This window comes from Microbacterium sp. SZ1 (genome assembly GCF_002362255.1).
In the GTDB taxonomy this organism is placed as follows: Bacteria; Actinomycetota; Actinomycetes; order Actinomycetales; family Microbacteriaceae; genus Microbacterium.
Genome location: NZ_LPVV01000004.1, coordinates 193,830 through 207,482, shown reverse-complemented (window position 1 = coordinate 207,482; position 13,653 = coordinate 193,830). Strand labels below are relative to the sequence as shown.

Here is a 13,653-nt window from a genome sequence, read left to right as displayed (position 1 = left end):
CTTGCCCGCGTCAGGCGCCGGGGGCGTGTCGTGCGATGCTCTCCAGCATCAGGTCGAGCGCCGTCTCCCAGGCCCGGGGGTCGCGGATGCCGGGCAGCGCGTCGCCCGCCCACGTGATCTCCGGATACTCGTCGGCGTCGAGGCGGCGGCGGTCCATCTGCCACGTCAGCTCATCGGCATCCTGCACCTCGGCCGGAATCGCGGTGAGCGCCGCCTGGATGCTCGACGCCGAGCGGATCAGCTGCCCGAGCGCCCTGGCATACAGGGCGGCCTGCTCCCTGTCGTACCCGCCGCGGCGCAGCGCGCCGATCGAGAACTCCATCGACGAGAAGTCCGTCGGCCGGCGCAGCGCCATCTGCAGGGCGAACTCGGGATAGCGCATGTAGTGGTCGTGGATGAGGTGCGCCTGGGCGCGCAGGTCGGCGAGCCAGTCGTCGGTCGCGACCATGCCGCCGCTGTACGAGCGGGCGCGCAGCGTGTCGATGAGCGCGAGCAGCAGTTCGTCCTTATCGCGGAAGTGCCGGTAGATCGACGTGGGGTGTGCGCCGAGCTCTTCGCCGATCGATTGGAACGTCAGGCGGTCGAGGCCTTCGCGCTCGACCACGCGGTCGGCGGCGGCGACGATGATCTCGCGGCTGAGCGAGTCGCGGGCTCGGCGCGGGCGACCGGTTGCCTTGGTCGCCTTCGCACCGGATGTCGCTGCCGGCTTCTTCGCCGGATCCGCGGCCTTCCGTGTCGCCATCGAGTACTCCGTTCGCAGATCGCGGCCGTGTCGGCTCGCGCAGATTCACGGTACCTCACGCCTGTCAGCCGAGCTGTCAGTGCCGTCGACAATGCCCGAAGTCTAGCCTCGGAACAGTAGCCACTGTTATAGTCAACGTTATTGACCAACGCGTGCGCGAGCATGGGTGCGACATGAAGGAGCAAGGATGCTCGAGGTCCCCGCAGTCCCGTCCGACGAGGCGCTCGATGCGCGCTTCGCGGTGCCGTACCTGCTGACGGTGCGCCCCGTGCCCGGCCCGGACGACCTCGCCCTCCTCGTCGAGAACCACCCCGACGGCGCGCGCGGTCGCATCTGGCGTGCGCCCGCTGCGCCGAGTGATCTCCTGCCGTTCCCGGTCGGGGTCGGAGCGATCCTCACGGCGGATGCCCGCTGGGTGGTCGACCTCGACGACGACGGCGGATCGGAGGTCGGCGGTCTCGTCGCTTTCGCGGTCGACGGCTCCGAACGCGTCTCGCTGACGCCCGGCCGCGCCCCGTACGTCCTGCGCGGTCTCGAGTCCTCGTTCGACGGCCGCTCGGTCGTCTCGACCGTGGTCGACGAGGACGGCTTCCACGTGCTCGTGATCCCCGCAGCTCCGTGGGGCGATCCCCGGGTCGTCTACTCGAACCCCGTGGAGGCCTGGTACGGGCAGATCTCCCCTGACGGCGCGCTCGTCTCGGTCGACACGACGGCGCACAATCCCGGCATCCGCCGTCCGCTGCTCACGGTCGTCGACGGTCGTACCGGCGAGGTCGTCGCGACTCTCGACGACCTCCCCGCCGGGCCCGTGCGCGGAGTGCGCTTCGCGTCGGATGCCGGTGACGACCGTCTCCTGCTGAACACCGAGCGCAGCGGGTTCTCGCGCCCCGCGATCTGGAGCGTTCGCACGGGGGAGCGCGTCGACTTCGACCTGCCCGATCTCGCCGGTGAGGTGGTCCCGGTCGACTGGCACTCGCCGACCGGCCGGATCCTCGCGGTTCACGTCGACGACGGCATCCACCGTCTGCTCGAGATCGCCGAGGCCACCGGCGACGTGCGTGTGGTGGCAGAGGGCGGCAGCGTCTTCGACCCCGACGTGGCCGACCTGCATCCGTTCCAATGGGCGTCGTACTTCGCACCGACCGGCGCCGTGCGTGCCGTGCGCTCGACCTGGGACGTGCCTTTGCACGTCGAGCAGATCGCCGCCGACGGCACCGCGGTCACCCTGATCGAGCCCGCACCGGTGCCGCCGGGGCATCCGCTCGCTTCGGCCATGGTGCCGAGCGCCGACGGCACCCGCGTACAGCTCTGGTGGGGGCGGCCGTCGCGGGCTGAGCCGCTCGGCACGGTGCTGACCATCCATGGCGGGCCGAACCTCGTGACGGTCGACGGCTACGATCCCTCGGCGCAGGCGTGGCTGGATGCCGGCTTCGCCGTCGCCGCGCTCAACTATCGCGGGTCGGTGACATTCGGCCGCGCCTTTCGAGAGGGCTTCTGGGGCGTCGGCGGAGATCGGGAGATCGAAGACGTCGCGGCCGCGATCGGCTTCCTCCGCGAGCAGGGCCTCGCCGACCCCGCGACGACGTTCATCACGGGTGCGTCCTACGGCGGGCACATGACCCTGCTCAGCGTCGGACGGCTGCCCGACCTGTTCGCCGGCGGACTCGCCCACGTCGCGGTAGCCGAGTGGTCGGCGGCGATCGACGCGATGAACCCCGCGGTGCGCAGTGTGTGGAGCTCGTGGGTCCCGCCGGAGATGGTCGAACCCTTCTCGGCCATCACCTATCTCGACGACGTGACGGCCTCCGTGTGGATCAACCAGGGCGACGTCGATACCCGCACTCCGATCGTCGGCGTGCAGCGCTACGTCGACGAGCTGAGCGCGCGTGGCGGCGACGTCGTACTGGACGTCTTCGAGGGTGGGCATGAGCCCACCGGGCTGGATGCCGCGGCGGTCGACCAGCGTCGGATGCACGAGTTCGCCCGCCGCACCCTTGCCGGAGAGCGCTGGGACGGCTGACCCGACGCGGCGCGCCCCGCGGCACCCGCCGCGATAGCGTCGGGGGATGAGCCCCCGACGCAAGGCCACGGCACCGGTTTCTTCGTGTCGCGCACGATCGTGATCGGATGCGTCCTTCTGACGCTGGGACTCATCGCCGTCGCCTTCCTCGCCGGGTTGCTCCTCAAGGGGGCGGCGCCCTGACGTAGCCGCGCCGAACGCCTGATCCGAGGCGCCTCTCGGGCCCCTCGCCACCCTCGAACAGGGTGCCTGCCCGTCCGATAGTCACGAACATTGACTAAAACACTTGCTATCTCGGGTCGACGGTTCTAGAGTCAGACCACCTACCCGCACCACAGCACGGTCGTACCCGCCCGATTCGTATCGATCACTGGAGATCCGGCAATGTCGCAATCACGCCTCCGCACCGCTGTACCCGCTTCACGCCGCGCTGTCATCGCGGCCCTGACCGCCGCCGCCCTCGTCGGCTCGCTGGCCGCCTGCACCTCGTCGTCGTCGACGCCGGAGCCCAGCGACGTCGCCGTCGTCGACGGGGGAGAGATCGTCATCGGCGCCGAGCAGGAGCCCGACTGCGCCGACTGGATCGCGACCTGCGGGGGCTCGATCTGGGGCACGTACGTGATGCAGATCCCGACGATGCCGAGCGTGTTCCAGACCCGGCTCGTCGACGACGAGTGGCAGCCCACCCCGTCCGACCTCGTCACGGGCGAGCCCGAGGTCGTGGTCGCCGACGACGGCACCCAGACCATCACCTACTCGATCAATCCCGACGCCGTGTGGTCGGACGGAGAGCCGATCACTTCCGCCGACTTCGCCTATACCGCGCTGCAGATCCGCGACGGCGACGACATCTTCGACAAGACGGGCTACGACCGCATCACCGCGGTCGACTCGTCCGACCCGGCGACCGCGGTGGTGACTCTGAACTCCGCCTACGCCGGGTGGCGCACTCTGTTCAGCGTCTACGGCGTGATGCCCTCCCACCTGCTCGAGGGGCAGGACCGCGCGGCGATCATGGCCGACGGCTACGACTTCAGCGGCGGCCCGTGGAAGATCGAGAAGTGGACGCGCGGCACCTCGGTCACGCTCGTCCCGAACGATAACTACTGGGGTGAGAAGCCGCACCTCGACAAGGTCACGTTCCTGTTCCTGCCCGACACGACCGCGGCGTTCCAGGCGCTCAAGAGCGGCCAGGTCAGCGTCCTCGCTCCGACGCCGCAGCTCGACGCGCTGAACCAGATCGAGGCGGGGCTGCCCGGCATCCGCTCGCAGGTCGATGCGCGCAGCGGCAACCTCGAGGCGATCTGGCTGAACAACGCCGTCGCGCCCTTCGACTCGGTCGCCGTGCGTCAGGCTCTCGCGTACTCGATCGATCGCGACGCGATCGTCGAGCGACTGTTCGGCAGCCTCGGGATCGACGAGGCGCAGCAGAGCTTCAACTCCCCGATGGTCGCGCCGTTCGCTGCCGACGACTTCTCGCAGTACTCGCTCGACCTCGACAAGGTCGACGAGCTCATGCAGGGCGACGGCTGGTCGAAGAACGGCGACGGCGTCTGGGCCAAGGGCGGCGAGACCGCGACGTTCTCGATCAAGACGCTCGCCGGCAACAAGCGCCGCGACCTCACGGTGCAGGTGCTGCAGTCGCAGCTGGCGGATGCCGGATTCGAGATGACCATCGACCAGGTCACCCCCGCCGACCTGTTCGGCACGATCGCGCCCGAGGGCGACTTCCAGGCCGGCATCTGGGCGCTGGTCGACACGTTCCCCGACCCCACGCTGTCGTCGACCTTCTCGTCGGTAAACATCCCCAGCGACGCGAACGGCTTCTCGGGCATCAACTTCTACCGCGCGAACATCGACGGCCTCGATGACCTGCTCGCGCAGGTCGACACCGAGGTGGACCAGGATGCGCGGATCGCGGCCTCGCAGGAAGCCGACGCTCTGATCGCCGAGAACGTGCCCTCGCTGCCGCTCGACGTCGTGCCGAACGTGCTCCTGTGGAGCGAGAAGGTCGGCGGTCCGCTGCAGATCAACCCGATCGAGGGTCCGTTCTGGAACCTCGCCGAATGGGGCCTGGCCGGCTGAGGCGCGCTCCCGCACAGCAGGACAGGAACGAGGCGACGACGTGCTCACATTCATTACCCGACGGGTTCTCTACTCGATCCCGGTGATCGTCGTCGCCTCGTTCATCCTCTTCTGGGCCGTGCGCTCGACGTTCGACCCGCTGGCGAAGCTCCGCCTGGCGCACGACCCGGCGGTGATCGCCCGTGAGATCGAGCGCCTCGGCCTCGACCGCAGCATCCCCGAGCAGTACTTCCTGTGGCTGCGATCGATGGTCGTCGGCGACTGGGGGCTCAGCACCCGCACCGGCACCCCGGTGCTGCCGCTCATCGGTGAAGCGCTGTGGCCGACGCTGCAGCTCGCGTTCTGGGGACTCGTGATCGCCGTGCTCATCGCCGGCGCGGTGAGCGTGTACTCGGCCGTCCGGCAGTACTCGCTGGGCGACAACCTGCTGACGGGCGCCTCGTACATCGGCATCGCCATGCCCGCGTTCTGGTTCGGCCTCATCCTCATCCAGACCTTCGCGGTGTGGCCCAAGGAGCAGTTCGGTCTCAGCGAGCCGCCGCTGTTCTTCATCGGGCTGAACTCGCCGGGGCAGAGCGATCCGCTCGACTACCTCCGTCACCTCGTCCTCCCGGTGGCCGCGCTGATGATCGCGCTCGTCGCGTCGTGGAGCAGGTTCGGGCGCGCGGCCATGCTCGACGCGCTGTCCAGCGACTACGTCCGCACCGCGCGGGCGAAGGGCGTGCCCCGCCGCCAGGTCATCTGGCGGCACGCGGTGCGCAACTCCCTCGCCCCCTTCGTGACGGTCGTGGCACTCGATGCGGCGATCCTCATCGGCGGACTCGTCGTGACCGAGCAGATCTTCGCGATCCCCGGCATGGGTCGACTGTTCCTGCAGTCGCTCGTCGCGGGCGACGTCTACGTGCTCCTGCCGTGGATGATCGTGGTCGCCGTCGCGGTCGTCGTCTGCAACCTGATCGCCGACACCGCCTACGCGGTGCTCGACCCGAGAGTGAGGCTGTCATGAGCGGTGCAGGCATCGCCGGCCGGGAGGAGCTGCTGGCCGAGCAGGATCCGCAGAAGGCGCCGACCCGGCAGCTGCTGAAGGGTTTCCTGCGGCATCGGCTCGGGGTCGTGAGTCTCGTCGTCCTGGTCATCCTGCTCGTGGTCTGCTTCGGCGCGTCGTGGATCGCGCCGTACCCGCAGGGACAGCAGGACCTGCTGACCGGCCCGACCCCGCCCTCGGGCGCGCACTGGCTCGGCACAGACGAACTGGGCCGCGACTACCTCAGCGAGATCCTGTTCGCCGGGCAGATCTCCCTCGCGATCGGTCTCGCCGTCGCCCTCCTCGCCACGGTTGTCGGCACAGCGCTGGGCGCGATCGCCGGCTACCTCGGCGGGTGGATCGGCGAGCTCATCATGCGCATCACCGACCTGTTCCTCATCGTGCCGGCGATCGCGCTGCTCGCCGTCATCCTGCAGGGGCTCGGCTCGTCGCCCACGACGATCGTCTTCGCACTCACCGCGCTGGGCTGGACCTACATCGCCCGGGTCGTGCGGGCGCAGGTGCTGTCGCTGCGCGAGAAGGACTTCATCGACGCGGCGCGCGGCATCGGAGCATCCGGGTTCCGCATCGTCGTGTCGCACCTGCTGCCGAACCTCGCCGGAGTGATCGCGGTCGCGATGAGCCTCGCCGTCGCGTCGTCGATCATCGCCGAGTCGACCCTCAGCTTCCTCGGGTTCGGCGTGCAGCCGCCGCAGACGAGCTGGGGATCGATGCTCAGCCAGGCCGCCGGGTACGTCGGCACCCCGCAGGTGTACCTGCTGTACTTCCCCGGCCTGTTCATCCTCGTCACCGTGCTCTGCGTCAATTTCATCGGAGACGGTCTCCGCGACGCCCTCGACCCGCAGGGGAAGAACCTATGACCAGCCCCTCTGTCGGCGGACGCGGCGAGATCCTGCTTCAGGTCGAGGACGTCGCGATCAGCTTCCCCACCGACCACGGCCTCGCCCGCGCCGTCGAAGGGGTCTCGTTCACGCTGCGCACGGGCGAGACCGTCGGCATCGTCGGCGAGTCCGGATCGGGCAAGTCGATGACGGCGATGGCGATCATGGGACTGCTGCCGAAGAAAGCCGTCGTCACCGGGTCGATCAGACTGCGCGGCCGCGAACTCGTCGGGCTCTCCGACGACGAGCTGCGTGAGATCCGCGGCAAGGACGTCGCGATCGTGTTCCAAGATGCTCTGACCGCACTGAACCCGGTGATGCGCGTCGGCGAGCAGCTGATCGAGGCCGTGCGCGTGCACCGCCCCGAGAGCACGGCCGCCGGGCGGAAGGCCAGGGCCGTCGAACTCCTCGACCTCGTCGGCATCCCCTCTCCCGAGCTGCGCGTCGATCGCTACCCGCACGAGTTCTCCGGCGGCATGCGCCAGCGCGTGATGATCGCGATGAGCATCGCGAACGAACCCGATCTCCTGATCGCTGACGAGCCGACCACCGCCCTCGACGTGACCGTGCAGGCGCAGGTGCTCGAGGTGCTGCGCGAGGTGCAGCGCCGCACCGGCACGACAGTGCTGCTCATCACGCACGACCTCGGCGTCGTCGCGGGCACCGCCGACCGCGTGCTGGTCATGTACGCGGGAGGACTCGTCGAGACCGCCGACGTCGACCCGCTCTTCTACGAGACCGCCCATCCGTACACCGCCGGGCTGCTCGCCTCTCTGCCGCGGCTCGACAGGCGCTCGTCACGCGACGAGCGCCTGTACCAGATCGCCGGACAGCCGCCGGTGGCGACGGAATGGCCGCAGGGATGCCGCTTCGCACCGCGCTGCGCCCACGCCGTCGCGGGACTCTGCGACGTGGTGGTGCCGCCGCCGGTCGAGGTCGGCGTCGGGCACACCGCTGCGTGCGTGCGGGTCGACGAATGGCAGACGGAGGCAGTGTCATGAGCGCATCGCAGGTGGGGGAACGTACCGGCAGCACCGGTCTCACGGTCGACGGACTCGTCAAGGAGTACCGCGTCGGCGGCGGCCTGTTCGGCCGGGGCCGCGACGTCGTGCAGGCGGTGTCGGATGTGAGCCTGTCGATCGAGGGCGGACAGACCTTCGGGCTCGTGGGCGAGTCGGGGTGCGGCAAGTCGTCGCTCGGACGCAGCGTCGCCCGCCTGCAGCCCAGCGACGCCGGTTCCATCCGGCTCGGCGACGACGACATCACCGCCGTGTCGGGGGAGAGTCTGCGCCTGCTGCGACGGCGGGTGCAGTTCGTGTTCCAGGATCCGTACGCCTCGCTCAACCCGCGAAAGTCGGTGCGGGCGACGCTCGCCGAGCCGCTCATCATCCACGGGCTGCACCGCGGCGACCGTGATCGCCGCGTCGAGGAGCTTCTCGCGCAGGTCGGGCTGAACCCCGCCCACGCCGACCGCTTCCCGCACGAGTTCTCCGGCGGCCAGCGGCAGCGCATCGGCATCGCCAGGGCGCTCGCCGTCGAGCCGGAGGTGATCGTGCTCGACGAGCCGGTCAGCGCGCTCGATGTCAGCGTGCAGGCCGGCGTGCTCAACCTGCTCGACGACCTGCAGCGCGACCTGGGCCTCACCTACCTGTTCATCGCCCACGACCTGTCGGTCGTGCGCCATCTCAGCGATCGCGTGGGAGTCATGTACCTCGGCAAGCTCGTCGAGGAGGCCCCGGTCGACGAGCTCTACGAGCGTCCGCTGCACCCGTACACGCAGGCGCTGCTGTCGGCGATCCCCGTTCCCGACCCCCGGGCCGAGCGGGCCCGCGAGCGCATCGTGCTCACGGGAGACGTGCCGAGCCCGGTGGCACCGCCGAGCGGATGCCGGTTCCGCACCCGCTGCTGGAAGGCCAGCGAGATCTGCGCCGAGGTCGTGCCCGAGCTCGCCGACCACGGCGGCACGCACCGCGTCGCGTGCCATCACCCCGCCGAGCGCGACGTGCTCCGACCCGGACACTGAGAGGACTTTCATGACCACCATCCACCGCATCGCAGTGATCGCCGGAGACGGCATCGGCACCGAGGTGATGCCAGAAGGGCTGCGCGTTCTGCGCGCCGCGGCATCCCGGTTCGACATCGCCCTGGAGTTCGAGGAGTTCGACTTCGCGAGCGCCGCGTACTGGCAGCAGCACGGCACGATGCTGCCCGACGACTGGTTCGAGACCCTCCGCGGATTCGACGCCATCTACTTCGGCGCCGTCGGCTGGCCCGAGGTCGTTCCCGATCATGTGAGCCTGTGGGGGAGCCTCATCCAGTTCCGGCGTGCGTTCGACCAGTACGTCAATCTGCGGCCGTGCCGTTTGATGCCCGGCGTCGTCTCGCCCCTCGCAGGACGCGAGCCGGGCGACATCGACTTCTACGTGGTGCGCGAGAACACCGAGGGCGAGTACTCGTCGATCGGCGGCCGCATGTTCGAGGGCACCGAGCGCGAGTTCGTGCTGCAGGAGACCGTCATGACCCGCACCGGCGTCGACCGGGTGCTGCGCTACGCCTATGATCTGGCGGCGCGTCGCAGCGGGCACCTCACCTCGGCGACGAAGAGCAACGGCATCTCGATCTCGATGCCCTACTGGGACGAACGTGTCGCGGCGGTCGGGCTGGACTACCCCGACGTGACGCGCGACCAGTTCCACATCGACATCCTCACCGCGAACTTCGTGCTGCACCCCGACTGGTTCGACGTGGTCGTGGCGAGCAACCTGTTCGGCGACATCCTGTCCGACCTCGGCCCCGCCTGCACCGGCACGATCGGCATCGCGCCGAGCGCGAACATCAACCCCGAGGGCGTGTTCCCGAGCCTGTTCGAGCCGGTGCACGGATCGGCGCCCGACATCGCCGGGCGGGGCGTCGCCAACCCGATCGGCCAGATCTGGTGCGGCGCCATGATGCTCGAGCACCTCGGCCACGCGGATGCCGGCGCCGCCGTGCTCGCCGGCATCGAGCAGGTGCTCGCCCGTGGAGCGGATGCCGCGCCCTTCACTCCCGACCTCGGCGGCACCGCCACGACGGTCGACCTCGGCACGGCGATCGCGGAGGCCGTGGCCTCCAGTCGTTGAGCGAGCGGAGCGACGCTTCGGGTCGTTGAGCGAGCGGAGCGAGACGAAACGCGGTTCCGGTTCCGCAGGGCGCCTCACAGCCCGAGCTTCTCCGCACAGGCGACGCAGTGCGTGGCGAACGGTCGCACCTCCAGGCGCGCCGCCGGGATCGGCCGGCCGCAGCGTGCGCAGACGCCGTACGTTCCGGCATCCAGCCGCTCCATCGCCTCGTCCACCTGCCGGAGCTCGGATGCCGCCGCCTCGGCCAGCCCGGTCAGTCGCGACCACTCCGACGAGAGCGTCACCCCTTCGGGGTCGTGCTCGTCATCGTCGTTCGATCCTTCGCGGTCGTGCGTGAGCTGATCCAGCGTCGCCCTCGTCGACTCGACCCGCGAGAGCGCGTCCGCGCGCAGCCGTTCGAGCAGGTCACGCGGGTCCGATGCCATCCGCACACCCTACGCCGCCCTACCGACACCGGCATCCCCGACGGCATCCGACACCTGCGGCACGGTACATCCGGCTGATGATCCCCGGATGGCCGGCGGCGCCGCGGCAGCCGTCCCGTCATCCGAGAATGCGCCAGACCTCCGTGCCCGACGAGATCTAGACCAGCCACTCCGTCACGAACCGGTCGCTGGCGTGGATGTGCGTCGCGTTGTACGTGCCGCCGTCGAGCACCTCGAACCGGTGCGCGACGAGCGCGGGCGCCGTGATGACGTGTCCGCCCTCGACGACGACCTGGTCGTCGCCGAGCGTGAACAGCGCCCGCCCCGAGTGCACGAGGAACGTCTCGACGTACGGATGCCGGTGCAGCCGCGGCCCCGATCCCGGCGCCGCCGTGAACTCCCGGATCAGGCTCACCGGCGAGCCGATCAGGTAGCCCTTGATGTTCTCGTCCGCTCCGATGGGGGTGGGCTGGGTCGTCATGGCGCCTCCTCGCACGCCGAGGCTACCGTCCGGCGTCCGCTCCCACCACCCGCATGGCTGGCCCTTCCCCGGTCGGCTGGCCGACCACCGGCATCCCGCCATCCGGGATTCCGTCAACCAGACGGCCACACCGAACCCGCCTGCATGCCCGAAACCCGCCTGCATGCCGAAATCGGACGGTTCGGCATGCAGGCGGGTTCCCGACCTGCGAAAGGGCGGATGCCGGTCGTCAGCCCCGCTCGCGCCGAGCCCGCCGCGTCCGGGGTGCCGGAGCACTCTCCGGGTCGGCCACGGTCACCGTGTCGGTGTGCACCGAGGGGTGGTCGCGCTCGAGCGCCGCTCCCTCCATGTCGACGTTCGGCACGATGCGGTCGAGCCAGCGTGGCAGCCACCAGGCCGAGCGTCCGAGCAGGTGCATGAGCGCCGGCATGAGCAGCATCCGCACGACGAACGCGTCGAGCAGCACGCCGAACGCGAGGCCGAACCCGATCGAGCGGATGATGGTCGACTCCGAGAAGATGAACCCGCCGAACACCGACACCATGATGAGCGCCGCCGCGATGACGACCGAGCGGCCGGCGCGGAAGCCCTGGGCGACGGCATCCCGCGCGCTCGCTCCGTGCACGTACGCCTCGCGCATCCCTGAGGCGAGGAACAGCTGGTAGTCCATCGCGAGTCCGAACAGGATGCCGACGAGGATGACCGGCAGGAAGCTGAGGATCGGCCCCGTGCTGTGCAGCCCGATGAGCTCCGCACCCCAGCCGAACTGGAACACCGCGACGGTCAGACCGTAGGTCGCGAAGAGCGACAGCACGAATCCGCCGGTGGCGATGAGCGGCACGAGCAGCGACCGGAACACGACGATCATGATGAGCAGAGAGAGCCCGACCACGACGACGAGGTAGATCGGCAGCACGCCGGCGAGCGACTCCGAGATGTCGATGTTGATCGCCGCCTGGCCCGCCACTCCGAGCGTGATGCCGTCGTTCGACGGCAGCGATCGGATGTCCTGCACGAGCTTCTCGGTGGACGCGCTGTTGGGACCCTCGGCGGGCAGCACCTGGAACGCGAGCAGGGTGTTGTCGTCGGATGCCGCGATCGGTGCGACCGCGAGCACGTCGTCCTGATCGGCGAGCTTCTGCGCGACCTCGACCTGGGTGGCGAGCAGATCGTCGTCGCTCACCGCGTCGTCGAGCGACGCCGTGACGAGCAGCGGTCCGTTCGCGCCCTCGCCGAACTGCTCGTCCACGGTCTGATACGCGCGGTAGCTGGTCGAATCGGTGGGTTCGCTCGACCCGTCGGGAAGTCCGAGGCGCATCGACATCGAGGGGATGGCGACGACCAGCAGCGCGACGACGCTGACGAGCACCGTGACGATCGCGCGCAGGGTCGACATGCGCTTCACGGGCTTGCCTGTGGCGTGCGGCTGCCCGACGGCGGCCCGGGCCTTGCGGCCGAGCAGACGCATCCCCGCCAGTCCGAGCAGCGCCGGCGTCAGCGTGATCGCGACGAGCACGGCGACCGCGACGCAGGCGGCGCCGACCGTGCCCATGAGGCCGAGGAACGGCACGCCGGTGATGTTGAGCGCGAGCAGCGCGACGATCACGGTGGAGCCGGCGAACACGACGGCGGTTCCCGAGGTGCCGGTCGCGAGGCCGATCGACTCCTGCACCGGCGATCCGGCGAGCAGCTGCTTGCGGTGCCTGTTGACGATGAAGAGCGAGTAGTCGATGCCGACGGCGAGTCCGAGCATGACGCCGAGCACCGGAGTCACCGACGCCATGTCGACCACTCCGGAGAACGCGAGGGATGCCGTCACGCCGACGCCCACGCCGACGACCGCGGTGATGATGGGGAAGGATGCCGCGAGCAGTGAGCCCAGCATCACGATCAGCACGACGGCGGCGATGGCCAGGCCGATCGCCTCGCCCACGCCGAAGATCTCGGGCACGCCCTGCGCGATGTCGGTGCCGAAGTCGACCTCGACGCCGTCGACGGGCGAGTCGGCGAAGTGCGCGATCGTCCCCTGCTTGATCTCTTCGGACAGCTCGAGGCGGGGGTCCTCGAACGACACGTTGACGATGGCGGTCGATCCGTCCTCCGAGACGACGCCGATCCCGTTCGCGAGGTCGAGGAGCGTGGAGCCGAGCTCGACCTGCTCCTCGTTGTCCTCCAGCTCGGTGCGCGACTCGTCGAGCGTCTTCTGCTGCGCGTCGAGCTGGGCGAGCTGAGCGTTCAGCCCGGCGAGCTGCGCGTCGAGTGTGGCGAGCTGCGCCGACGGCGCCCCGGCGGCCTCGGCCTGCGCGCGGGCGGCGGTGAGCTGGTCGAGTCCGGACTGCAGCTGCGCGCGGCCGTCGTCGAGCTGTGCCTGACCGGCCTCGAGCTGCGCCCGCCCGTCGGCGATCTGCTTCTCTCCGTCGGCGAGCTGAGCGGCCTGGTCGGCCAGCTCCGCCTGCGTCGCGAACGGGTCGATGACAGAGGCGACCCCGTCGAGATCCTCCGCGCCCGTCGCCAGGTCGGAGATCTCCTTCTTCTGCTCGTCGGTGAACGCTGAGCCGTCGGTCGTGCGATACACGACGGTGCCGGTGCCTCCCGCGGTGTCGGGAAGCTTCTTCGCGAGCTGGTCGGTAACGGCCCCGGACGCGGTGCCGGGGATGTCGAAGCTGTTGCTCAGCGTGCCGCCGAGGCCGAGGAACGCGCCGACGCCGATGCCGAGGAGCACGACCCAGGTGACGATCACCGCCCAGGCGCGACGAGCAGCGAGCGAACCCAGGCGGTACAGCAGTGAGGCCAACGCGATCTCCTTCAGTCATCAAGAGCATACGGTGCGTCTCGTCTAGAGTTCTGTGGTTATC

Annotated in this window: 11 protein-coding genes; 7 read left to right on the top strand and 4 right to left on the bottom strand. The window is 69.7% G+C overall.

Annotated elements, in window-relative coordinates; genetic code table 11:
- Positions 1 to 10: 10 nt before the first annotated feature.
- Complete coding sequence (locus AUC47_RS04455; protein ID WP_096713998.1) at positions 11 to 742, bottom strand: TetR/AcrR family transcriptional regulator; 732 nt, start codon at positions 740 to 742, stop codon at positions 11 to 13.
- Positions 743 to 929: 187 nt separating this feature from the next.
- On the opposite strand from AUC47_RS04455, the gene AUC47_RS04450 reads away from it, so the two are divergent.
- The 7 genes from AUC47_RS04450 (at position 930) to AUC47_RS04425 (ending at position 9,892) form a co-directional block, all read left to right on the top strand.
- Positions 930 to 2,762, top strand: a complete 1,833-nt coding sequence (locus tag AUC47_RS04450) for a S9 family peptidase (RefSeq protein ID WP_096713997.1) — start codon at positions 930 to 932, stop codon at positions 2,760 to 2,762.
- A gap of 384 nt (positions 2,763 to 3,146) precedes the next feature.
- Positions 3,147 to 4,847 carry an ABC transporter substrate-binding protein gene (locus tag AUC47_RS04445; protein ID WP_096713996.1) on the top strand — a complete coding sequence of 567 codons (1,701 nt, stop codon included), beginning with the start codon at positions 3,147 to 3,149 and terminating at the stop codon, positions 4,845 to 4,847.
- 40 nt (positions 4,848 to 4,887) lie between these two features.
- Positions 4,888 to 5,853: an ABC transporter permease gene (locus AUC47_RS04440; RefSeq protein ID WP_096713995.1), complete on the top strand. Its 966-nt coding sequence runs from the start codon at positions 4,888 to 4,890 to the stop codon at positions 5,851 to 5,853.
- A complete protein-coding gene (locus AUC47_RS04435) occupies positions 5,850 to 6,752 on the top strand; it encodes an ABC transporter permease (protein ID WP_096713994.1) in 903 nt (300 codons plus the stop codon). Before AUC47_RS04440 ends, AUC47_RS04435 begins: the two co-directional genes overlap by 4 nt.
- A complete protein-coding gene (locus tag AUC47_RS16660) occupies positions 6,749 to 7,774 on the top strand; it encodes an ABC transporter ATP-binding protein (protein WP_179297512.1) in 1,026 nt (341 codons plus the stop codon). The genes AUC47_RS04435 and AUC47_RS16660 overlap by 4 nt, the downstream gene beginning before the upstream one ends.
- Positions 7,771 to 8,796: an ABC transporter ATP-binding protein gene (locus AUC47_RS16655; RefSeq protein ID WP_179297511.1), complete on the top strand. Its 1,026-nt coding sequence runs from the start codon at positions 7,771 to 7,773 to the stop codon at positions 8,794 to 8,796. The genes AUC47_RS16660 and AUC47_RS16655 overlap by 4 nt, the downstream gene beginning before the upstream one ends.
- A gap of 10 nt (positions 8,797 to 8,806) precedes the next feature.
- Positions 8,807 to 9,892, top strand: coding sequence for a tartrate dehydrogenase (locus AUC47_RS04425; RefSeq protein WP_096713993.1), 1,086 nt, complete (start codon positions 8,807 to 8,809; stop codon positions 9,890 to 9,892).
- 74 nt (positions 9,893 to 9,966) lie between these two features.
- Here AUC47_RS04425 and AUC47_RS04420 read toward each other — a convergent pair whose 3' ends face one another.
- The 3 genes from AUC47_RS04420 to AUC47_RS04410 all read right to left on the bottom strand — a co-directional run bounded on the left by AUC47_RS04420 (position 9,967) and on the right by AUC47_RS04410 (position 13,592).
- Positions 9,967 to 10,317 (bottom strand): TraR/DksA family transcriptional regulator, encoded by a 351-nt coding sequence (locus tag AUC47_RS04420; RefSeq protein ID WP_096713992.1) that lies wholly within the window; start codon positions 10,315 to 10,317, stop codon positions 9,967 to 9,969.
- A gap of 157 nt (positions 10,318 to 10,474) precedes the next feature.
- Positions 10,475 to 10,798 (bottom strand): cupin domain-containing protein, encoded by a 324-nt coding sequence (locus tag AUC47_RS04415; protein WP_096713991.1) that lies wholly within the window; start codon positions 10,796 to 10,798, stop codon positions 10,475 to 10,477.
- A 229-nt stretch (positions 10,799 to 11,027) separates the two neighbouring features.
- Positions 11,028 to 13,592 (bottom strand): MMPL family transporter, encoded by a 2,565-nt coding sequence (locus tag AUC47_RS04410; protein ID WP_096713990.1) that lies wholly within the window; start codon positions 13,590 to 13,592, stop codon positions 11,028 to 11,030.
- Between the last annotated feature and the right edge of the window lie 61 nt (positions 13,593 to 13,653).